The organism is Aeromonas sp. 75A (assembly GCF_051919425.1).
GTDB classification, from domain to species: Bacteria; Pseudomonadota; Gammaproteobacteria; order Enterobacterales; family Aeromonadaceae; genus Aeromonas; species Aeromonas veronii.
Genome location: NZ_JBQBES010000002.1, coordinates 3,370,715 through 3,393,199 on the forward strand (window position 1 = coordinate 3,370,715; position 22,485 = coordinate 3,393,199).

Sequence of the window (22,485 nt, forward strand, 5' to 3'; positions counted from 1 at the left end):
GGCCAGATGAGCGGCTCGCTACTGAACCGGTTGCAAGGGTACAAGGTACGCGACAGCGCCCCCAAACCGCCGGTCGCCGGTAAATTGACCCGGGTGGTGGGGCTGACCCTCGAAGCCATCGGCTGCCGCGCCGCCATCGGTGCCCTCTGCCGCATCGATACCCTTGATGGGACGCTGGAGGCTGAAGTGGTCGGTTTTTCTGGCGATCGCCTCTATCTGATGCCGAGCGAGCAGCTCAAGGGGGTGATCCCCGGTGCCCGGGTGGTGCCCATCACCGAAGAGCACGGCATTCCGGTCGGCATGAACCTGCTAGGTCGAGTCATCGACGGCATCGGCCAGCCACTCGATGGGCTCGGCCCCATTCTCTCCTCCCAGACCGTGCAGTTTGCCCAGCACCGCATCAACCCGCTCTCTCGCCGCCCGATCCATCAGCCGATGGACGTGGGGGTGCGCGCCATCAACGCCGTGCTGACGGTGGGGCAGGGCCAGCGGATGGGGCTGTTTGCCGGTTCCGGTGTCGGTAAATCGGTGCTGCTTGGCATGATGACTCGCGGCTCGGTGGCGGATGTGGTGGTGGTCGGCCTCATCGGTGAACGGGGTCGGGAGGTGAAAGAGTTTATTGAAGACATTCTGGGCGAGGAGGGGCGTGCCCGCTCCGTGGTGGTGGCGGCACCCGCTGATGCCTCGCCACTGATGCGGCTCAAGGGGTGTGAAACGGCGCTGGCCATTGCCGAGTATTTTCGCGATCAGGGGCTTAATGTGCTGCTCTTGATGGATTCGCTGACCCGTTATGCCCAGGCCCAGCGTGAGATTGCGCTGGCGGTGGGCGAGCCGCCAGCGACCAAGGGTTATCCACCGTCGGTATTTGCCAAATTACCGGCGCTGGTGGAGCGGGCGGGTAACGGCAGTGACGGCCAGGGCTCCATCACGGCATTCTTCACCGTACTGACCGAGGGGGATGACCTGCAAGATCCCATTGCCGATGCGGCGCGGGCGATCCTCGATGGCCACATAGTTCTGTCGCGCGAGCTGGCCGATGCGGGCCACTATCCGGCTATCGATATCGAGAAGTCCATCAGCCGGGTTATGCCCATGGTCACCTCGCCGGAACATATGGATCTGGCGCGCACCCTCAAGCAGTTCTACTCCCTCTATCAGCAGAACCGGGATCTCATCACCATCGGCGCCTACAGTCAGGGTTCCGATCCGCGTATTGACCGCGCCATCATTCAAAAACCCTATCTGGATCAGTTCTTGCAGCAGGGGATGCGCGAGGTCATTCACTACGATGATGGCCTGCAAGCCTTGCAGATGGTGGCGATGCCATTGATGCGCTGATGATGGTCGGTAACAGAGAGGTCGACGATGAGTAAAGGGTTGGTATTGTTGGCCGATCGGCTGGTGGAGGCGGAGCAGCAGTGTGCGCTGGCGCTGGTGAAGGCGCAGCAGGATCTCAAGCTGTTCATGGATCAGCAAAATGCCCTCAACCAGTACCGCCAGATCTATCACCAGCAGTGGACCGATCGCGGCCTGCAGGGGATTTCACCTCAGCAAAACACCCAGTATCACGCCTTTATCAACAAGCTCGAACAGGCAGCGACCCAGCAGTACGAAGGGGTGTTGCAGGTGCGTCAGGCGCTGGAACAGCGCCGTGAAGAGTGGCTGGCTGCCCAGCAGCGGCGCAAGGCGGTAGAGCTGTTACTGGAGAAGCAGGCGAGTCGCGAGCAGCAGAAAGCCCAGCGTCAGGAGCAGAAGATGCTGGATGAGTACGCCATGTTGCGACGCTTTCATCAATCTGGCCTGTAACTTGCTTTGATCTGGACATTGTCGGCGGCCATCTCTTTGGGGGCCACCAGAATTCAGGGATCCCATCATGATGCAGACACTGTTGACACAAACGCCTTCGGCTGCGGCCAACGGGTTGGACAAAGCGCCTCTGAGTGGTTCCGTCGAGAGCAAAAGTATCGATGGGGGAACCGGCAGCGACAGCAAGGGGGATTTCGCCACCCTGATTGCCAAAGCCCGGAACAGCGAGCAGGGCGCCGCCGAGGCCACTCAGGGCGGTAACCATGTCCGATCAGCCAAATCTTTGGCGACCGAGAGCGCCTCTCCAAAAGAGGAGATCGGCAAGGAGCAGGATCCTGACGCCGACAACAAGGTGGAGGAGGTCCCTGCCACCGACTTTCTGCTGCGCCTGCAAGATTCCCTCAAGCTCGATACCTCGCTAGTGACTCCCCAGCTGGCGGTGGCGGCCCAACAGAGCGCCACTGCGGTAGACGGCAATCCGTTGCCGCAAGAGGGTGAGCTGGAGGGGATTGCGCTTGATGAAAGCGAGCAGACTCCTGCCGCTGCCAGGATTGCCCAACAGCTTGCAGGTCAGACCGGGGCGCAGTCGCCGCTGGCGACGACCGCCAACTCGACTCCAGAAACCACCGTATCGTCTTCAGCGGCGCGAGTGGTGGCGAAGGGCGATGCCTCTGCTGCCGTTCTCTCCTCTGAAGGTGAAGATGCCGCCACTACTGCGGATGGGCAGGCTGGGGAGAAAGCCTCTGCCAAGGGAGAAACCCTCGGAGCAGATGGCAAGCACACCAAGCCCCTTACGGGGGCAGAGCGAATGGCCCAGCTGGCCAAGGTGCTGCCGGTCGATGAGTCGGCAAGCACCGCCAAATCAGCGGAGTCTCTCGCAACAAAAGAGGCTGGCGACAGCAAATCCGATCTCGCCGCCAGCAATGCTTTGACTAACAAGGGGCAGGCGACGCAAGCCGCGACTCAGGGGGCTGCGCTCAAGGCCTTCAGCGAGGGGCTCAAGCAGCCTGAGGCGGGCGCTGCAACCACTTCAGCAACTGCGGATGGAAGTGGGGTAGCTGGCAAGGGGGCAGAAAAGAGTGCTGCCGAGGGAAGCCAGCAGCCAGCCACCGCCGCCAATCAAGGTTCGGCGCCCGTGACGACGGCGCAAAGTGCCGCAGAAAGTGCCGCAGCCCAGAGCAGCGTGACGGCAAATGTGACGGCTCAGACCGATAGTGCTGCCGGCCCCGTGATGGTGGCGCCGCAGCAGGTGTTGGCACAGGCCGAATCTCAGGGGCCGCAAGCACCGCTGTCGACCATTTCAGCCGGCATCAAGCAGATGGAAGTGACCGGCACCGACGAGGTGCGAAAAGCGGTTTCGCTTGAGGTAAAACCGAAGGCCGGTGAGGCGGAGAAGAGCCTGGTTGCGACGACATCTAGCAGTGAGAGCAGCCCGAGCCAGACCGTTCAGCATGGCCAGAACAGCCAGACTCAGCCACAGGTAGCCGATAGCCGGGCGCCCGCCGCTGAGACGACGCTGCGCCGTGAGCCGCAGAATTTACCCCATTTGAAACTGGCCAGTCAGGAAGCGCCTGCCGAATTGCACCAGAAGGTCAATGTGATGCTGGCCGAAAAACTGCAACAGGCGGAAATTCAGCTCGACCCCCTCGGCCTTGGCAAGATGAAGATCCAGATCCAGATGGGAGCCGACAGTCAGGCCAACGTCCATTTTGTGGTACAACATGGACAGACCCGCGAGATGCTGGAGCAGGCGATGCCCCGGCTGCGTGACATGCTGGCAGGGCAGGGGATCCAGCTTGGCCAGACGCAGGTGCAGCAGCAGTCGCAGCAACAGCAGCAACAGGGCCAGCCCACCTTTAACGGGCAGGGGCAGCAGGGGCAGAGTAGTGGTCAGCCGCGGTCCGGTAACGGGCTGGTTGAAGGGGAGCTCACCACATCCAACCCCAGTTTGCTGGTGGAATCGACAAACGGTTCCGGAATTGATTTCTATGCTTGATGCAATCCCGAGTAAGTTTATGATATCGAACAAGTTTGAGACTAGGGTGGACAAGGGATGGCTGACGATAACGAGTTGACGCTAAAAGACCCGGCTGCGGGCAAGAAAAAGAAGCTGATCATTATCATTGCCCTGGCGGTTATTTTGCTGGGCGGAGGTGGTGCTGGCGCCTTCCTGATGCTCTCCGGCTCCGATAAACCGCCCGCTGAAGCGGCGGAAGGTGCCGAGGCCGCACCCAAGGAGGAAGCGCCTAAACCTTCCCTCTATGTCGGTATGCCGCGCCCCTTTGTCTTCAACGTCGCAGGTGCCCAGCGAGATCGACTGGTGCAGATCAAGATCCAGCTGATGGTGCGCGGTACCGCCGACGAGACGCTGGCCAAACAGAATATCCCCCTGATTGAAGGCACCTTGCTGCGTGTATTCAGCGCAGCCAGTGCCGAACAGCTGATGACCTTCGAAGGCAAGGAGAAGCTGCGCAAGGATTCACTGGAAGAGTGCCGTCGGGTGCTCAAGGACCTGGTCTCTTCCCCCGTTATCGAACAAGTGCTGTTTACCGGCTTTGTAATGCAGTAGGTGAAGCGTGAGCGATCTGTTAAGTCAGGACGAAATTGATGCCCTCTTGCACGGTGTCGATGATGTCGAAGAGGAAGAGATAGGCGGCGCTGGAGACCCCGGCGTAGCCCAGTTTGACTTCTCCTCCCAAGACCGCATCGTCCGTGGTCGCATGCCGACGCTGGAGCTGGTGAATGAACGTTTCGCCCGCCATATGCGGATCAGCCTGTTCAACATGATGCGTCGTACCGCCGAGGTCTCCATCAACGGCGTGCAGATGCTCAAGTTTGGCGAGTATGTTCATACCCTGTTTGTGCCGACCAGTCTCAACATGGTGCGCTTCCGCCCGCTCAAGGGGACGGCGCTCATCACCATGGAGGCCCGACTGGTCTTCATTCTGGTGGAGAACTTCTTCGGTGGCGATGGCCGTTATCACGCCAAGATTGAAGGGCGCGAGTTCACGCCGACCGAACGGCGCATTATCCAGATGCTGCTCAAACTGGTGTTTGAGGATTACAAGGATGCCTGGGCGCCAGTGATGGATGTGGGGTTCGAGTATCTCGACTCCGAAGTGAACCCGGCGATGGCCAACATCGTCAGCCCGACCGAGGTGATCGTGGTCAGCTCGTTCCACATCGAGCTTGATGGTGGCGGCGGCGACTTCCACGTGGCGATGCCTTACTCCATGCTGGAGCCGATCCGCGAGCTGCTGGACGCCGGTGTGCAGAGTGACAAGGGGGATACCGACGTACGCTGGAGCAAGGCGCTGCGTGACGAGATCATGGACGTCAAGGTGGAGCTGCGGGCCAAGCTGCTGGAGACCGAACTCACCCTGCGTGAACTGATGGAGCTGCGACCCGGCGATATCATTCCGGTCGATATGCCGGAAAATCTGCTGGTTTTTGTGGAGGACTTGCCCACTTTCCACGCCAAGATGGGCCGCACCAAGGATAATGTGGCGCTCAAGATCACCGACAAGCTCAAACGTCCGGAAGGGGTCAAGACGGAGATGCATCTGGTGACCCGGGGCGGGGTACGAATTGATGGCGAGGCCGAGCTGGAAGAGCTCGAGCGCAGTATCGAAGATCAACAGCGATAATTGACGGTTTATTACGGTAAACGGTCACGAAGTAGCATAAGGAAACAAGATGAGCGGAACTGAGGAAGAAGATCTGATGGCTGATGCCTGGGCTGCGGCTCTGGAGGAGCAGGTGACGGCGGAAGCCAAGCCAGCCCCGCTGGAAGAGTTGAAAGATGACGCCCCCATCAGTGCCGAGGAGCGTCGCAAGCTCGACACCATTCTCGATATTCCGGTCACTATCGCCATGGAGGTGGGCCGCAGCCAGATCAGCATCCGCAACCTGTTGCAGCTGAACCAGGGCTCGGTGGTGGAGCTGGATCGGGTTGCAGGCGAGCCGCTGGACGTATTGGTCAACGGAACCCTGATCGCTCACGGCGAGGTAGTGGTGGTGAACGACAAGTTCGGTATCCGCCTGACCGACGTCATCAGCCAGATAGAACGGATCAAGAAGCTCAAATGATGCGCCTCCTGATGTTATTGTTGCCAGTTCCGGCCTTTGCCGAGACTGGAGCATCTGCCAACGTGCCTAGTCTGAGCTCCTGGTTGCTCTCCAGTCTGATGGTGATCGGTCTCATTCTGGTGCTGGGCTTTCTGCTCAAGAAGAGCAAGCTGGCGACCGCCATGGGGGGCGGCCAGATGCGGGTCATCGCCTCGTTGCCGGTGGGTTACAAAGAGAAGCTGCTGGTGGTCAAGGTGGGCGAACAGCAACTACTGGTCGGCGTAACACCGCAGCAGGTTAACTTTCTCTACCGGCTGGAGGAGCCGCTGGACGAAAACCAGCCTCAGGCGTTTTCCCAGCAGCTTGGCAAATTGATGGGCAAGCATGAAAAAAGCTAACGGCTTATGGCTGAAAACGGGGCTGCTGGTCAGCCTGCTGATACCACTGTTTTGCTCCTGGCCTGCGCTTGCACAGGACGCCATGTCGGCGGTGACCGTCAAGACCATGGGGGATGGCTCTCAGGAGTACAGCCTGACCCTGCAAGTGCTGGCGCTGATGACCGCGCTCTCCTTCTTGCCGGCCATGGTGATCATGATGACCTCGTTTACCCGCATTATCATTGTGCTGGGCATCTTGCGTCAGGCGATCGGTCTGCAACAGAGTCCCTCCAACCAGGTGTTGATCGGCATTGCCCTGTTCATGTCGTTTTTCATCATGTCGCCGGTACTGGATCGTATCAATGATGAGGCATTGCAGCCCTATCTGGCCGAGACCATTCAGACAAAGGAGGCGCTGGAGCGGGCCGAGTTGCCCATCCACCAGTTCATGCTGGCCCAGACCCGGATCAAGGATCTCAACACCTTTATGGAGATCGCCAACGTGCAGGTGGAGAAACCTGCCGATGTGCCGCTACGGGTGCTGATCCCTGCGTTTGTCACCAGCGAGCTGAAAACCGCCTTCCAGATTGGTTTTATGCTGTTCCTGCCGTTCCTGGTCATCGATCTGGTGGTCGCCAGTATTCTGATGGCGATGGGGATGATGATGCTCTCGCCGATGATCGTCTCGCTGCCTTTCAAGCTGATGCTGTTCGTGATGGTGGATGGCTGGAATCTCATTCTGGGGTCGCTGGCTAACAGTTTCGGACTGGGTGCCGGTTAGCCGGTCGAGCGCAAGGAGCCCGAACATGAGTCCTGAAACCTTTGTCGACGTCTTTCGCGAGGCGCTCTGGCTGGTCAATATCATGGTCAGCGCTGTGATCCTGCCCAGCCTCGCTATCGGCCTGGTGGTAGCCATTTTTCAGGCGGCCACCTCCATCAACGAACAGACCCTGAGCTTTCTGCCTCGTCTCATCGTGACACTGTTTGCGCTGGGGGCTGGCGCTCACTGGGGCTTGCAGAGTCTGATGGACTTCTTCGTGCTGATGGTGAACCAAATCCCCGAGGTGGTGGGATGACCTACACAACCGCTCTGATCATGGAGTGGTTGTCTTCCATCCTCTGGCCGCTGGCGCGGGTGAGCAGTCTGCTGATGGTGATGGCTGTGTTTGGCAGCCGCCTTGCTCCTGCGCGGGTACGGATGGGGCTGGCTTTGGCCATCACCTTTCTGATAGCCCCGTTGCTTCCGAAAATGCCCCCTATCGAGCTCTTCTCTGCTGGCAGTTTTCTGGTATTGGGCCAGCAGCTGCTGATCGGTATTGCCCTCGGTCTGATGACCCAGTTTCTGATGGAGAGCTTCGTGATGGCCGGTCAGGTCATCGCCATGCAAACCAGCCTCGGCTTTGCCACCCTGGTGGATCCGATGAATGGCCAGTCGGCCCCCGTGGTGGGTCAATTCTATCTGATGCTGGCGACCCTGGTGTTTCTGGCGCTGGATGGCCATCTGGTGATGCTGCGGCTGGTGATCCTCAGCTTTGAAACCTTGCCGGTGTCGGACGCTGGACTCACTTTACCGGCCATCCGTACCCTGATCGGTTTTCTCGGAGTGATGTATCAGGCCTCACTGGTGATGGCCCTTTCTGCCATCGTCGCCCTGCTGCTGATCAACTTCGCTTTTGGCGTCATGACCCGGGCGGCGCCGCAGCTCAACATTTTCAGTATCGGTTTTGCGGTCAGTATGATGTCGGGTCTGCTGATCCTCTGGCTCACTATCGGCGGGTTCCTCGGTCACTTCGACATCATGTGGGAGCGGGTGCAGGAGGTTAGCTGCGAGCTGATCAACACCCAGTGCTTCGGGGGCGCTCATGGCTGATACCGACCAGGAACGTACCGAACAACCCACGGGCAAACGACTGCAACAGGCCCGTGAAAAAGGGCAGATTGCACGTTCAAAAGAGCTGGGGACCGCCAGCGTTCTGCTCTCGGCGGTCTTTGGCCTGTTGATGCTCAAGGGCTCTCTGGCGACCGCCATGGTCAAGGTTGTCACCATGGGCTTTACCCTGGACCGGGAGCAGGCGTTCGATCCCAATGCCATGATCGCTATGGTGCCGGCGCTGCTGGGGGAACTGGTGCTTCCGCTGGGGCTGTTGTTCGCGCTGGTGGCGATTGCCGCTTTTATCGGCAACACCCTGATGGGGGGGATGAACTTCTCCACCGAAGCCATGATGCCCAAGATGAGCAAGCTGAGTCCACTCAGCGGCCTCAAGCGCATGTTCGGGGTGCAGTCGCTGATCGAGCTGGTCAAATCCATCGCCAAGGTGGTGTTCATCACCCTGTTTGCCTGGTGGATGTTATCCAGCCAGTTCAATCACCTGCTCAACCTCTCAATGGAGGGTTTCCCCGGCGGCATTATTGATGCGCTGGAGTTGTTTCTCTGGATGTTGATCATCCTCTGCTGCGCCCTGCTTCCCATCGTTGCCATCGACGTGCCGTTCCAGCAGTGGAACCACATGCGTCAGCTCAAGATGACCAAGCAGGAGGTCAAGGACGAGTTCAAGGACAGCGAAGGCAAGCCCGAGGTAAAGGGCAAGATCCGTCAGTTGCAGATGCAGATGGCGATGCGCCGGATGATGGGGGATGTACCCAAGGCCGATGTGGTGATCACCAACCCGACCCACTACTCGGTAGCGCTCAAGTATGATGCGGGCAAACCCGGTGCCGCGCCCAAGGTCGTGGCCAAGGGCACAGATGAAATTGCAATGAAGATCAGGGAGATCGCCAGAGAGTACGAGATCCCCATCATGCCGTCACCAGCCTTGACCCGGGCTATTTACCACTCAACCGAGCTGGGCCACGAGATCCCGGAAGGGCTGTTTGCGGCGGTTGCCCAGGTGCTCGCCTATGTCTTCCAGCTCAAGAAATTCCGCCGTGGTCAGGGGCGCCGTCCCCAGCCGCTGGCTAAAGATCTGCCTATTCCGACCGAATATCGGAAATGACAAAGTTCTGACGTAGTCAAAATAAATCCATTGCATTTCAATGTCTTGTATTGTTGGCTTGATGTTTGCTTTAATCTGGCACCAGCAGGTTGAAATTGAGAAGCGCGATGGAATTCAAGGCAGTATTGGGCCAGTTCAAAGAGTACCGGGGAGTATTGGGCAAAGGCCTTGGTACCCCTCTACTGGTATTGGCCGCGCTCGGCATGGTGGTGTTACCCATCCCGCCGCTGATGCTGGACGTGCTCTTCTCCTTTAACATTGCCCTCTCCATCGTGGTGCTGCTGGTATCCGTCTATACCCGCCGCCCCCTCGAATTTGCTGCCTTCCCGACCGTACTGCTGCTCGCTACCTTGCTGCGGTTGGCGTTGAACGTCGCCTCGACCCGGGTGGTGTTACTGGAAGGTCATAATGGCAGTGCGGCGGCCGGCCATGTGATCGAGGCGTTCGGTAACGTGGTGATCGGCGGCAACTATGCGGTCGGCATCATCGTTTTCACCATCCTGATGATCATCAACTTTGTGGTCATTACCAAGGGTGCCGGGCGGATCGCGGAAGTGAGTGCCCGTTTTACCCTTGATGCGATGCCGGGCAAACAGATGGCCATCGATGCCGATTTGAACGCCGGCCTTATCAATCAGGAAGAGGCGAAGAAGCGTCGTCAGGATGTAACCCAGGAAGCTGACTTCTACGGCTCCATGGATGGTGCCTCCAAGTTTGTCAAAGGGGATGCCATTGCGGGCATCATGATCCTCTTTATCAACATCATCGGCGGCTTCATCATCGGGATGATGCAGCACCAGCTGACCTTCAGCGAATCTGCCGAGATCTATACCCTGTTGGCCATCGGTGACGGTCTGGTGGCGCAGATCCCCTCCCTGCTGCTCTCAATTGCAGCCGCCATCATAGTGACCCGTCAGAATACCGATCAGGATATGGGAACCGCGGTGCTGGGTCAGCTGTTTGACAATCCCAAAGCTCTGATCATTTCTGCCGGCATTCTGCTGATGATGGGACTGGTGCCGGGGATGCCGCATTTCGCCTTCCTGAGTCTGGGGGCTCTCGCCGCCGCCGGCGCCTGGTGGTTGCTGCGCCGCGAGAAACTGGCGGCCGCCAAAGCAGCCAAGGGAGAGCTGCTGCCTGCTACAGCTGAGCAGCCTCATGAGCAGAAAGAGCTGAGCTGGGACGATGTGATGCCGGTGGACATCATCGGGCTGGAAGTGGGTTATCAGCTGATCCCGCTGGTAGATCGCAATCAGGGTGGCGAACTGCTCAACCGGATCAAAGGGGTGCGCAAGAAACTCTCGCAAGAGCTGGGCTTTCTGGTCCCTGCCGTCCACATTCGCGACAACCTGGATCTGGCGCCAAACCAATACCGCATCACCTTGATGGGAGTCAGTACCGGCGAGGCCAATGTCTACCATGATAAGGAGATGGCCATCAATCCGGGGCAGGTGTTCGGCCAGATCCAGGGAATAGCGACCCGGGATCCCGCCTTCGGACTGGAAGCGGTCTGGGTTGCCAAGGAGATGGTTTCTCAGGCACAGACGCTGGGGTATACAGTGGTAGATACCGCGACCGTGGTGGCTACCCATCTGAGCCAGATCCTGACCAACCATGCGGCTCTGTTGCTGGGTCATGACGAGGTACAACAGCTGCTCGACATGATTGGCAAACATCAGAGCAAGCTGGTCGAAGGGCTGGTGCCGGAAGTGATCAGCATGGGTAACCTTGTGAAGGTATTGCAGAATTTGCTCAATGAAGGCGTGCCAATCCGCGATATGCGCACTATCCTGCAGACCCTGGTTGAATACGCGCCGCGCAGTCCGGATCCGGAAGTGCTCACGGCCGCTTGCCGGATTGCCCTGCGTCGCCTGATTGTGCAGGAGATTGCAGGCCCCGATCCCGAGCTGCCGGTGATTACCTTGGCGCCGGAATTGGAACGTATATTGCATCAATCCCTGCAGGCAGGTGGCGGTGATGGTGCCGGTATTGAACCGGGTCTGGCAGAGCGGATGCAGCGTTCGCTGGTGGAAGCCACTCAACGACAAGAATTGGAAGGCCAACCGGCCGTGCTTCTGACATCGGGGATCTTGCGCAATACCCTGGCGAAATTTGTCAAGAATGCCATTCCTGGATTGCGCGTTCTGTCTTATCAGGAAGTGCCCGACGACAAGCAGATCCGCATCGTCAGTGCGGTAGGGCAGAACTAGTTAGCGGAGACGACGGGTGAAGATTAAGCGGTTTTTTGCCAAGGATATGCGAACGGCTCTGGCCGAGGTCAAGGAGACTCTCGGGCCGGATGCCGTCATCATGTCCAACAAGAAGGTCACCGGAGGGGTAGAGATAGTCGCCGCAGTCGATTATCAATCCCAGGTTCCGGGGCCCAAAGATGCGCCGGTTCGCCGTCAGCTGAACGATGAGAGCGTCAATATTTCGTCTGCTGCACGGCAGATGATCCGCCCCGAGCCGACGCCGGCGAAGGAGCAGAACGAACATTATGCCGATACCCTGGCCGCCTTGCTGGCGCGCCAGCAGAAGCTCAAGCCGGGCAATGGGGCGCCAATGGGCAATACCCAATCGGCCGGGCTGGCCGCTGCCAATGCAGCGCCCAGAACATTGGCCGAGCAGGGGCAGTGGGGCGCAGCTCCCGAACCTGCCAAGCCCAAAGCCCGGGTTGCGTCCGGCCAGCGCCCCCCTCAACCTGCCCAGCGGGATCAGGAGATGGAAGGGATGCGCAAGGAGATGGCCAGCATCCGTAAATTGCTGGAGCACCAGATCTCCGGGCTGATGTGGCAAGAGGTGGAGCGCCGCGAACCGATGCGGGCCCTGTTGATCAAGGAGCTCAAAAAACTGGGCTTTGATGATGCCTTTGCCGATCAACTGGCGGGACTGATCCCCGAAGATATGTCCATCCATCAGGCGATGGCCCAGTTGGCCGAAGTGCTGACGGCCCAGCTCAAGATCAGTGAGGACGAGATCATGCGTCAGGGCGGCGCGGTGGCGCTGCTTGGTCCGACCGGGGTGGGCAAAACCACCACCATCGCCAAACTGGCGGCCCGCTTCGCCATGAAGTATGGCGCCGAGCAGGTGGCGCTGATCACCACCGACAACTACCGGATCGGTGCCCATGAACAGCTGCAGACCTATGGCCGCATCATGGGTTGCCCGGTGCGGCAGGTGCGTGATGCCGAAGAGCTGGCCAATGCCCTTTATCAGTTCCGCCACCGTCGGCTGGTACTTATCGATACGGCCGGGGTGGGTCAGCGGGATATCCGCCTGACCGAGCAGCTCGATACCCTGGTCAAGAATGCCAAGGTGCGGATCCGCAGTTATCTGGTGATGTCGGCAACGTCCCAGCGTCGGGTGATGCAGGAGGCGGTTGACCATTTCCGGCGTATTCCATTAAGCGGCTGCATACTTACCAAATTGGATGAAAGTCTGAATCTTGGCGAAGTGATTAACGTGTGTATCCAGAATTCATTGCCCATCAGCTATATCACTGACGGACAAAGGGTTCCGGAAGATATTCAGGTTGCCAATGCGGCGCAGCTCGTCGGGGCTGCCATGGGCTCGCTGGAGCGAGAAACAGAGGAGCCCTATTTCTGGGGCGCAGGCTTTGGCGAGGCCGAAGATTCGGAGTTTTATGAGTAACATGTATATGGATCAGGCGAGTGGTCTGCGCAAAATGCGTCAAAACAATCGAGTAAAAGTAATCGCCGTTTCCGGTGGTAAAGGTGGCGTGGGCAAGACCAACGTGACCCTGAACGTGGCCGGAGCCATGGCCGCCCAAGGCAAGCGGGTGATGGTGCTGGATGCCGACCTGGGTCTGGCCAACGTCGACGTCATGCTGGGGCTGCGGGTTCATCGCAACCTCTCTCATGTCCTGGCGGGTGAATGCACCATCGACGACATCATCGTCGAAGGCCCTTACGGCATGATGATCGTGCCTGCGACCTCGGGCACTCAGTCCATGGTCGAGCTTTCTCCGGTGCAGCATGCCGAGCTTATCCGTGCCTTCAGCGAGATGAAGACCCAGGTAGACATCCTGCTGGTGGATACGGCTGCGGGGATCTCCGATATGGTGCTGAGCTTCACCCGAGCAGCTCAGGACATCATGGTGGTGGTTTGCGATGAGCCGACCTCCATCACCGATGCCTACGCCCTCATCAAGATCCTCTCCAAAGATCACGGCGTGTTTCGTTTCAAGGTGGTGGCCAATATGGTGCGCAGTCTGCGCGAAGGGCAGGAGCTCTTTGCCAAACTGACCCGGGTAACGGATCGTTTCCTCGACACCTCCCTGGAGCTGGTCGCCTGTGTACCCTATGACACCAATCTGCGTGCCGCCGTGCGCAAGCAGAAGCTGATTGTCGAGGCGTTTCCCAAGTCGCCGGCCGCACTGGCGTTCCGGGCCCTTGCCAACAAGGCGGCGAGCTGGCCGGTGCCCAACCAGCCGGGCGGCCATCTGGAGTTTTTCCTGGAAAATTTGTTGCAGAAACCGGCCACAACACAGGAAGGTTCCCGTGAATAAAGCCCAAGCGTACTTGCGTCATCAGGATTCCTACGTGCTGGTGGAGCGTCATGCTCCCCTGGTCAAGCGAATTGCCCAGCATTTGTTGGCTCGCCTGCCCAGCAGTGTCTTGCTGGATGACCTGATCCAGGCAGGTATGATTGGGCTGCTTGAAGCCTCCCGCAACTTTGACGGTAGCAAGGGGGCCAGCTTCGAGACGTATGCCGGGATCCGCATCCGCGGCGCCATGCTGGATGAGATTCGGCGTGGTGACTGGGTGCCCCGTTCAGTGCATCGCAACAGCAGGGCTATTGCAGAAGCGATCGAGAGTGTCGAGCAGACTCACGGGCGTGACGCGCGAGATACCGAGGTTGCTGCCGAGATGGGGGTATCCATCGCTGATTACCATGCGATGCTGCAAGATGTCTCCTGCGGCAAAATTATCGGCATCGAAGATTTGGGAGTCAGCGAGGATGTGATCGGCAACCCCGATGACGCCCCTTCAGGCTCGGGATTCGATGAATTGGCTGCCGAGCGATTTCAGATTCAATTATCCGAGCAAATTGGTCGTCTACCAGAGAGAGAAGCTTTGGTTCTCTCTCTTTACTACGATGAAGAGCTGAATTTGCGTGAAATTGGCGAGGTTTTGAATGTCAGCGAGTCGCGTGTGAGCCAGATCCACAGTCAGGCAATGCACAGATTGCGTGCTCGTTTGAGAGATTGGCATCTATAAGTGTTTGTACTGGCTACACTGAGATGAAACTCTAAGGCATAATCCGCACGACACAACCCGTTTTTAGCATCATGTAAGTGAGCCACTCTGGTGGCTATTTAGGAGGGAATTTTGGACAAGAACATGAAAATCCTCATTGTTGACGATTTTTCAACGATGCGCCGGATTATCAAGAACTTGCTGCGCGACTTGGGATTCAACAATACCCATGAGGCGGATGACGGCAATACAGCGCTGCCGATGCTGAAAAATGGTGACTTTCAGTTTGTAGTTACCGACTGGAACATGCCTGGCATGCAAGGTATTGACCTGCTTAAAGCCATCCGTGTCGATGAGAAGCTCAAGCATCTGCCGGTACTGATGGTAACCGCTGAAGCCAAACGTGAGCAGATCATTGAAGCCGCCCAAGCTGGCGTCAACGGTTACATCGTCAAGCCCTTCACCGCAGCAACGCTCAAAGAAAAACTCGACAAAATTTTCGAACGAATTGGCTAAGGAGCTGCAGGGATGATGGCCAAAACGAGAGCAATGATTTCGCTCGACCAGGCAAGGATGCTTGTTGCTCATCTGGAGCAAGGCGAATTTGAGCTGGCCGATGAACTGCTTGCCGAAGTATGTGCCCCCAACGCAGCCGATCTGTTTGAAAAAGTAGGTCAGCTGACCCGACAACTGCATGATTCACTTCAAGAATTTCGCCTCGATCCCCGTATTCCCGATTTGGCTACCCATGACATTCCCGATGCTCGGGAGCGTTTGAGCTACGTTATCGATATGACCGACAAAGCGGCCAATCGCACAATGGATGCGGTGGAAGCCAGTTTGCCGATAGCGGATCGCCTGAATGACAATATCCAGCTGGTGATGCCGAACTGGAATGCCCTCATGTCTCGTGACATGAGCGTGGGGCAGTTCAAATCCTTATGTCACCAACTTGATGATTTTATTAAGGCTTCAGAGTCTGATGCCGATAAATTACGGCAACTGCTGACAGAAATCCTGATGGCACAAGATTTTCAGGATTTGACAGGTCAGATGATCCGCAAGGTCATCAAGCTTGTTCAGGAAGTTGAAACAAAATTAATAGAAATGCTGACCATGTTTGGTGAGGCTTCTGCTGAGCATTCAACTCGTAGTATTCCTGTCAACGGGATTGAAGCAGAGGGCCCTATCATGAACCCCGAGGCTCGTGCCGATGTGGTCAATGGTCAGGATGATGTGGACGATCTGCTGTCTAGCTTGGGATTCTAATGGAGTGACGCATGGCCTTCGAAGTTGATGAAGACATACTGCAAGACTTTCTGGTCGAAGCATCCGAAATATTGGAACAGTTGTCTGAACAACTGGTCGACTTGGAAAAGCGGCCCGATGACAAGAACCTGTTGAATGCCATCTTTCGCGGTTTCCATACCGTGAAAGGGGGGGCAGGTTTTCTGTCGCTCGGTGAACTGGTTGATGTATGCCACGGTGCGGAAAACGTGTTCGATATCTTGCGTAATGGCAAGCGAACCGTTACTGCGGAGCTGATGGATGTGATCCTGCAAGCGCTGGATGCCATCAATGTCATGTTTGCCCAGGTTCAAAATCGCGAAGCACCCAGCCCTGCGTCAGATGACTTGCTTCATGACCTCCACGAGTTGTGCAAGCCGGAAGGGGAAGAGCAACTGCGCACTGCTACCAGTGCGGCTGCGGCTGTAGAATCTGAACCGGCAGCACCGGTAGTTGTTGAAGAAGTTGTTCCAGAAGTTGTTGAACCCGCAGCCATCAGCAGCGAGCCTGCTCCTGTCAATGGCGGCGGGTCGATCGATGAAATTTCTGCAGACGAATTTGAACGTCTGCTGGACGAGCTCCACGGCGTGGGTGGGGCTCCGACCAAGACGGCTGCAGCAGCCCCAATAGCGGGTGGCTCTGGCGATATCACTGATGATGAGTTTGAGGCCTTGCTGGATCAGCTCCATGGTCAGGGACAGCACATGGGGGCGCCAGAGATAAATCCTCTGAAGTCGGTGCAAAAAGAGGTGGACGAGCTTATCGATGATGATGAGTTTGAGCGTCTGCTTGATGAATTGCATGGTCGTGGTCAAGGGCCTCAGAGTACTATGGCACCTGCCGCACCTGCCGCACCTGCCGCACCTGCCGCACCTGCCGCACCTGCTGCGGTGACTCGGCCCAAACCGGCCACTCCTGTTGCCAAACCAGCACCGGCAGCCCCCGCAAAACCCGCTGAAGCAGCCAAGGCACCAGCGCCTGCCGCCAAGGCTGCGCCTGCGCCAGCAGAAAATAGTGCCGTGCAAAGCGATACGACGGTGCGGGTGGATACCAAGACCCTCGATGTCATCATGAACATGGTAGGTGAGTTGGTACTGGTTCGTAACCGGCTGGTGAGCTTGGGTATTGCCAGTAATGATGAAGAGATGTCAAAAGCGGTTGCCAATCTGGATGTGGTAACGGCTGACCTGCAAGGTGCGGTGATGAAAACCCGCATGCAGCCAATCAAGAAGGTATTTGGTCGTTTCCCGCGCGTGGTGCGTGACCTGGCCAGAACCCTCAAGAAAGAGATTGAGCTGGTGATGGTGGGGGAAGAGACCGATCTTGATAAAAACCTGGTGGAGGCGCTCGCCGATCCTCTGGTTCACCTTGTTCGCAACTCATGCGATCACGGGGTCGAAATGCCGGATGTGCGAGAGAAAGCGGGCAAGCCGCGGCAAGGGACAATCACCCTTAGCGCCTCCCAGCAAGGTGACCATATTCTGCTTTGCATCGAGGATGATGGGGCAGGGATGGATCCTGAGAAACTCAAGTCCATCGCAATCAGTCGCGGTGTGCTGGATGCAGATACTGCCGCTCGCATGAGCGACAACGATGCCTATAACCTGATCTTTGCTCCGGGCTTTTCAACTAAGGCCGAGATCTCCGATATCTCTGGCCGTGGTGTCGGAATGGATGTGGTTAAAACCAGCATTGTCAGCCTCAATGGGTCGGTGCACATCGATTCCACCTGGGGGAAAGGTACCCGCCTCGAAATAAAGGTGCCGTTGACGCTGGCCATCCTGCCGACTCTGATGGTGGAAGTGGGTGAGCAGACCTTCGCACTTCCCCTCGGTTGTGTGAACGAGATTTTCCATCTGGACCTGAAAAAGGCCAACATGGTTGATGGCCAGCTCACCATCATTGTGCGCGAGAAGGCGATACCGCTCTTCTATCTGCATAAATGGTTGATTCGTGGCGCCAACAAACGTTCACGTCAGGATACCGGACATGTGGTGATCGTGCAGATTGGCACTCAGCAAATCGGGTTTGTGGTAGATAGCCTGATTGGTCAGGAAGAGGTGGTGATCAAGCCACTCGATAATCTGCTGCAAGGCACCCCTGGCATGGCCGGTGCGACGATTACCAGTGATGGCGGAATTGCTCTTATTTTGGATGTGCCGAGTCTGCTCAAAGCATATGCGCGTAGACATTAATAGCTCAGGCCCAAGGAGTTAGAAAAACAACAATGGCAGTCAAGGTATTAGTTGTCGACGATTCGAGCTTCTTTCGCCGTCGGGTGAGCGAGATCATCAATCAGGATCCCATGCTGACGGTGATTGATACGGCCCAGAATGGACGTGAGGCGGTGGACAAGGCGATGTCGCTGCGCCCTGATGTGATCACCATGGACATCGAGATGCCCGTGATGGATGGCATCAGTGCGGTGCGGGAGATCATGGCCAAGTGCCCAACCCCCATTCTGATGTTCTCCTCCCTGACCCATGAAGGGGCCAAGGCTACGCTGGATGCGCTGGACGCCGGTGCCCTGGACTTCTTGCCCAAGAAGTTTGAGGACATTGCCAGAGACAAAGATGAAGCGGTCAGACTGTTGCAACAGCGGGTGAAGGAGATCTCTCGCAAGCGCTTCCTGATGACATCCGCTGCCCGCCCCAAAGCACCTGAACCGGTTGCTCGTGCTCCGCTGGGCAGCACTGCGCCCAGAACTTCAGATCGTCAGCCTGACCTGCAACGTACTGTACCAAGTGCTTCATTCAAGCGCAGTGGCAAGAGTTATCAGTTGGTGGCGATCGGCACTTCTACCGGCGGACCTGTTGCTTTGCAAAATGTGCTGACCAAGTTGCCGGGGGATTTTCCCCATCCCATCCTGCTTATCCAGCATATGCCAGCCACTTTTACCGCCGCGTTTGCTGCCCGCCTCAACGGGTTATGTCAGATTGGCGTCAAGGAAGCGGAAGATGGCGATGTGCTTAAACCAGGGCATGCCTATCTTGCTCCTGGTGGCAAACAGATGCTGCTGGAAGGTCGTGGTGCAGGGGCCCGCATTCGCATCGTGGATGGCAACGACAAGGTCAATTACAAGCCTTGTGTGGATATCACTTTTGCCTCTGCGGCCAAAACCTATGCCGACAAGGTATTGGCGATTGTGTTGACCGGTATGGGCGCAGATGGCCGTGATGGCGCCAGACTGCTGAAAGAGCAGGGATCAACCATCTGGGCTCAGGATGAGGCTTCCTGCGTGGTATATGGTATGCCCCAAGCAGTAGCCAAAGCGGGGATTGCCAGCGAATCACTCCCTCTGGACAAGGTGGCCCAGCGTATTCTGGTTGAGTTGGGGCGCTAATCATGGGCTTGCTCGGTCTGCTCCTGGCATTGGGGGCTATTGCCATTGCCCAACTGTGGCATGGCGGCTCCCTGTTGACGCTGGTGGACGGCCCTGCTTTTTTGATCGTGCTGGGTGGTACCGTCGGTGCCGTCACGTTGCAGACCCCAGCCAAGTACATCTTGCTGGCGTTGCGCCAGCTGTTATGGATTTTTACCCCTCCCCGCCAAGATCTCGCGACGCAGGCCGAACGGTTGAAGTCGTGGGCCGTCTTTGCGCGCCAGCAAGGGCTGCTGGCCCTTGAAAATCAGGCTGAGCAGGAGGAAGACAACTTTACCCGCCAAGGGCTTGGTATGATTGTCGATGGGGTCTCCACAGAGGATATACGTATGCTGCTGGAAGCGGACATCGATATCGAGCAGGAGCGCAATGAACATGCCGCCAGGGTATTTGAAGCTATGGGGGGGTACAGTCCGACCATCGGGATCATCGGTGCCGTGCTGGGCCTAATCCAGGCCATGTTTCATCTCGAAGACCCGTCAGCACTGGGGGCGGGTATCGCAGTGGCATTTGTGGCGACCATCTATGGAGTGGGGTTTGCCAACCTAATCTACCTGCCTATCGCCAATCGGCTACGCGCATTTCACTATCACTATGCACTCTTTCAGGAGATGACCCTGGAAGGGCTGCTGGCTATCGCCCATGGTGAAAACGGCTTGCAGGTTGAACGCCGGCTCAGGGCCTATTTGAAAGGAGAGTAGCCATGCGCAAGCGCTATCGGTTGCACTTGCAGGGTCGCGAGCATCTTGACCGTTGGCTGGTTTCCTATGCCGATTATATGACGCTGATCTTTGCCTTGTTCGTGGTGCTCTACTCTGTTGCGCTGGTGAACAAGGACAAGTATCGCGCGGTGATTGATGGTATGAGCCAGGCGTTCAGTGTCATGCAGTCTGGCGGCAATGGCTTGCTTGAAGGGCAGGGTAATTCCCTGCTGGATAACGCGGTATCTGCCTCTCCATCATTGCTGGAAAGCCCAGCATCCCCCTCTCCTTCACTTGCTCCTATTTCTGGTGTGCCAGTGCTGCAAGATGGCGCGACACTTGCAAAACTCGATATGCAGTTGCAACAGAGCATGGGCTCGCTGGTGGATGCCGGTATCGTCAAAGTGACGCAAGATGAGAATTGGCTGACGATAGAACTTAGTTCCGGGTTGTTGTTTGGCAGCGGCAGTGCCTTTTTGGGACCAAACGCTGCACCGATCATTAATACTCTTTCAAGTATTCTCAAACCGGTCGATAACTATGTAAGGGTTCGGGGTTATACCGATAACCAACAGATAAATAATGAAATTTATCGTTCTAACTGGGCGCTTTCTGCTGCTCGGGCCGAAGCGGTACTCAATGGTTTGATTGCAGATGGGATCGCCCCCCAGCGTCTGGCGTTCGAGGCATATGGCGAGTTTTCCCCCTTTGCTGACAACGGCAGCGAGCAGGGCAGACTGCAGAATCGCAAGGTTGTGGTCGCTATCTCCAAGTTTGCCTGGGTGCCGCCAGCACCCGTGGTTGCAACGCCTACGGTAGTTGCTGAACCGGTTCCTGCTGTACAACAGGCGGTGGATGCAGGAGAGATAAAGGTGATCACCTTGCCCGGTGGTGGCATACGTATAACAACAAGGCAGGATTGATACAGTGATTGTTTGGACGGTTGCCAACCAGAAAGGTGGTGTGGGTAAAACCACCACAGTGGTCTCGCTTGCGGGGATCCTGGCCCAGCGTGGCCAGCGGGTGCTGTTGATTGATACCGACCCCCATGCTTCGCTGACTGCATATCTTGATTTTGATTCAGATCGCCTGGATGGAACCCTCTATGAGTTGTTTCAAGCTGTCAAACCGACAGCCGAGCTTGTCAATAAACTGACGCTCAAGACCAAATTCGAAAATATCAACTTGCTGCCAGCATCTATTACCTTGGCGACCCTTGATCGGGTGATGGGCAATCGTGAGGGGATGGGACTGGTACTGAAACGGGCACTGCTGCGCATTCAGGATCAATATGATTACGTGCTGATCGATTGCCCGCCAGTGCTGGGAGTGATGATGGTCAACGCGCTGGCTGCCTGCGATCGCATTCTGGTGCCTGTCCAGACCGAATTTCTGGCCCTCAAGGGGTTGGAGCGGATGATGAAAACATTCGAGATCATGCAGCGTTCCAAGCGTGACAAGTTCCGTTATACCGTGATCCCGACTATGTTCGACAAGCGCACCCGAGCCTCTCTGATGACCTTGAAGTCGATCAAGGATCAATATGGAGATTCAGTTTGGAATGCGGTGATCCCTATTGATACCAAGTTTCGGGATGCCAGCTTGCTGCATATCCCCCCGTCTATCTATTCTCCCGGGAGTCGTGGAACCTATGCATATGAAACGCTGCTCAATCATCTTGATGCCCTTGAGCGGCAACGGGGTCATGAGGTGACGGCATGAGAGATACCATTCAAGTTCGGGCGATGGATGACTATTTCCACTCCCTGCTGCTCGATGAGCCGTTAGTGCTGGATGAGGTGGAAGAGGTTCAATCTGCCCCTGTTTTACAGTTGCAACGTCAGCCCCAAAGCGTCCCCGAGGTAGTCGCCGCACCTTACCTCGAAAGCGATCCAAGGCTTGCCCAGCTCGGTGAGCTGTTGGCTCAGGTGGGACAAGTCCAGTTTGAGAATGACGCCTTCACCCAGGAGATAACACTCACCGCACCGCTGGAGATTGTGGCGGAGGAGTCACTGTTGCCGGTGGAGCCTGAGTGGCCTGCGGAGGTGCTGCTCCCCGAGGTTGCGGAGCCCCATACGACTATCCTGACCGAGACAGCGCTGGAGGTTGCTCCGGTAGAGGCCAGAGAACCTGTTGCTTGGGAAAATATCGATACCGGCAAAGAGTTTCAGGCCCTTTTCTTTGAAGTCGCGGGTGTGACGTTTGCGGTCCCGTTGACCGAGCTGGGTGGTATTCATCAGTTGGGTGAGATCACCTCCCTGTTTGGCCAGCCTGGCTGGTACAAGGGGATCATGACCTCTCGTGAGCAGAAGATGAATGTGGTCGATACTGCCCAGTGGGTCATGCCGGGTCAGCATCTTGAGATGGATGATTACAAGTATCTGATTATGCTTGGTGAATCGCCGTGGGGATTAGCCTGCCATCATCTCAAAGGGACTGAATTGTTACACCGTGACCAGGTGAAATGGCGCCATCAGGAGGGCAAGCGCCCCTGGTTGGCTGGCATGGTCAAAGAAAAAATGTGTGCCCTGTTACACGTCCGCGAACTGCTCCTGTTGCTGGAGCGTGGGGTTAACATAGAAGGTCGCTGATAACTTCTGCAATCGAGCTGTTTTATTGCTAGTTTTAGCAGTAGACGTTTTCATAAAAGGA

The 22,485-nt window shown here is 57.0% G+C and carries 23 protein-coding genes; all 23 read left to right on the forward strand.

The window, feature by feature from the left end:
• Positions 1-6 precede the first annotated feature (6 nt).
• Positions 7-1,338 carry a flagellar protein export ATPase FliI gene (gene fliI, locus ACTG2T_RS15800; protein WP_005334747.1) on the forward strand — a complete coding sequence of 444 codons (1,332 nt, stop codon included), beginning with the start codon at positions 7-9 and terminating at the stop codon, positions 1,336-1,338.
• 27 nt (positions 1,339-1,365) lie between these two features.
• Entirely contained in the window at positions 1,366-1,806 is a 441-nt protein-coding gene (fliJ, locus tag ACTG2T_RS15805) for a flagellar export protein FliJ (RefSeq protein ID WP_005334746.1), read from the forward strand.
• 67 nt (positions 1,807-1,873) lie between these two features.
• Entirely contained in the window at positions 1,874-3,802 is a 1,929-nt protein-coding gene (locus tag ACTG2T_RS15810; protein ID WP_330125050.1) for a flagellar hook-length control protein FliK, read from the forward strand.
• Positions 3,803-3,859: 57 nt separating this feature from the next.
• A complete protein-coding gene (gene fliL / locus ACTG2T_RS15815) occupies positions 3,860-4,375 on the forward strand; it encodes a flagellar basal body-associated protein FliL (protein ID WP_005334744.1) in 516 nt (171 codons plus the stop codon).
• Positions 4,376-4,382: 7 nt separating this feature from the next.
• A complete protein-coding gene (gene fliM, locus ACTG2T_RS15820; protein ID WP_005334736.1) occupies positions 4,383-5,453 on the forward strand; it encodes a flagellar motor switch protein FliM in 1,071 nt (356 codons plus the stop codon).
• Positions 5,454-5,502: 49 nt separating this feature from the next.
• On the forward strand, positions 5,503-5,895 hold the full coding sequence (gene fliN / locus ACTG2T_RS15825) for a flagellar motor switch protein FliN (RefSeq protein WP_005298791.1): 393 nt from the start codon (positions 5,503-5,505) through the stop codon (positions 5,893-5,895).
• Positions 5,892-6,272, forward strand: coding sequence for a flagellar biosynthetic protein FliO (gene fliO / locus ACTG2T_RS15830; RefSeq protein ID WP_129503540.1), 381 nt, complete (start codon positions 5,892-5,894; stop codon positions 6,270-6,272). Before fliN ends, fliO begins: the two co-directional genes overlap by 4 nt.
• Positions 6,259-7,032 (forward strand): flagellar type III secretion system pore protein FliP, encoded by a 774-nt coding sequence (gene fliP, locus ACTG2T_RS15835; RefSeq protein WP_139730759.1) that lies wholly within the window; start codon positions 6,259-6,261, stop codon positions 7,030-7,032. Before fliO ends, fliP begins: the two co-directional genes overlap by 14 nt.
• A gap of 25 nt (positions 7,033-7,057) precedes the next feature.
• Complete coding sequence (gene fliQ / locus ACTG2T_RS15840; protein ID WP_040065332.1) at positions 7,058-7,327, forward strand: flagellar biosynthesis protein FliQ; 270 nt, start codon at positions 7,058-7,060, stop codon at positions 7,325-7,327.
• Complete coding sequence (fliR, locus tag ACTG2T_RS15845; RefSeq protein ID WP_019444720.1) at positions 7,324-8,121, forward strand: flagellar biosynthetic protein FliR; 798 nt, start codon at positions 7,324-7,326, stop codon at positions 8,119-8,121. Before fliQ ends, fliR begins: the two co-directional genes overlap by 4 nt.
• The gene (flhB, locus tag ACTG2T_RS15850) at positions 8,114-9,244 is read left to right on the forward strand and encodes a flagellar biosynthesis protein FlhB (RefSeq protein WP_019444721.1); all 1,131 of its coding nucleotides are present in this window, start codon (positions 8,114-8,116) and stop codon (positions 9,242-9,244) included. The genes fliR and flhB overlap by 8 nt, the downstream gene beginning before the upstream one ends.
• 107 nt (positions 9,245-9,351) lie before the next feature.
• The gene (gene flhA, locus ACTG2T_RS15855; protein WP_005353675.1) at positions 9,352-11,454 is read left to right on the forward strand and encodes a flagellar biosynthesis protein FlhA; all 2,103 of its coding nucleotides are present in this window, start codon (positions 9,352-9,354) and stop codon (positions 11,452-11,454) included.
• Between the two features lie 16 nt (positions 11,455-11,470).
• Complete coding sequence (flhF, locus tag ACTG2T_RS15860) at positions 11,471-12,895, forward strand: flagellar biosynthesis protein FlhF (RefSeq protein WP_110302520.1); 1,425 nt, start codon at positions 11,471-11,473, stop codon at positions 12,893-12,895.
• A gap of 1 nt (position 12,896) precedes the next feature.
• The gene (locus tag ACTG2T_RS15865) at positions 12,897-13,772 is read left to right on the forward strand and encodes a MinD/ParA family protein (protein WP_013723550.1); all 876 of its coding nucleotides are present in this window, start codon (positions 12,897-12,899) and stop codon (positions 13,770-13,772) included.
• On the forward strand, positions 13,765-14,484 hold the full coding sequence (locus ACTG2T_RS15870) for an RNA polymerase sigma factor FliA (RefSeq protein WP_047439647.1): 720 nt from the start codon (positions 13,765-13,767) through the stop codon (positions 14,482-14,484). Before ACTG2T_RS15865 ends, ACTG2T_RS15870 begins: the two co-directional genes overlap by 8 nt.
• Before the next feature lie 123 nt (positions 14,485-14,607).
• Positions 14,608-14,979, forward strand: coding sequence for a chemotaxis response regulator CheY (gene cheY, locus ACTG2T_RS15875; protein WP_005334709.1), 372 nt, complete (start codon positions 14,608-14,610; stop codon positions 14,977-14,979).
• 12 nt (positions 14,980-14,991) lie between these two features.
• Positions 14,992-15,732: a protein phosphatase CheZ gene (locus tag ACTG2T_RS15880; RefSeq protein WP_005353668.1), complete on the forward strand. Its 741-nt coding sequence runs from the start codon at positions 14,992-14,994 to the stop codon at positions 15,730-15,732.
• A gap of 11 nt (positions 15,733-15,743) precedes the next feature.
• Positions 15,744-17,945, forward strand: coding sequence for a chemotaxis protein CheA (locus ACTG2T_RS15885; RefSeq protein ID WP_330125051.1), 2,202 nt, complete (start codon positions 15,744-15,746; stop codon positions 17,943-17,945).
• Between the two features lie 32 nt (positions 17,946-17,977).
• Positions 17,978-19,093, forward strand: coding sequence for a protein-glutamate methylesterase/protein-glutamine glutaminase (locus ACTG2T_RS15890; RefSeq protein WP_139477251.1), 1,116 nt, complete (start codon positions 17,978-17,980; stop codon positions 19,091-19,093).
• Between the two features lie 2 nt (positions 19,094-19,095).
• Positions 19,096-19,833 carry a flagellar motor protein gene (locus ACTG2T_RS15895; RefSeq protein ID WP_330125052.1) on the forward strand — a complete coding sequence of 246 codons (738 nt, stop codon included), beginning with the start codon at positions 19,096-19,098 and terminating at the stop codon, positions 19,831-19,833.
• Between the two features lie 2 nt (positions 19,834-19,835).
• Positions 19,836-20,756 carry a flagellar motor protein MotB gene (locus ACTG2T_RS15900; RefSeq protein ID WP_330125053.1) on the forward strand — a complete coding sequence of 307 codons (921 nt, stop codon included), beginning with the start codon at positions 19,836-19,838 and terminating at the stop codon, positions 20,754-20,756.
• Positions 20,757-20,760: 4 nt separating this feature from the next.
• Positions 20,761-21,555 carry a ParA family protein gene (locus ACTG2T_RS15905; RefSeq protein ID WP_330125054.1) on the forward strand — a complete coding sequence of 265 codons (795 nt, stop codon included), beginning with the start codon at positions 20,761-20,763 and terminating at the stop codon, positions 21,553-21,555.
• A complete protein-coding gene (locus ACTG2T_RS15910; RefSeq protein ID WP_330125055.1) occupies positions 21,552-22,424 on the forward strand; it encodes a chemotaxis protein CheW in 873 nt (290 codons plus the stop codon). The genes ACTG2T_RS15905 and ACTG2T_RS15910 overlap by 4 nt, the downstream gene beginning before the upstream one ends.
• Positions 22,425-22,485: the final 61 nt, after the last annotated feature.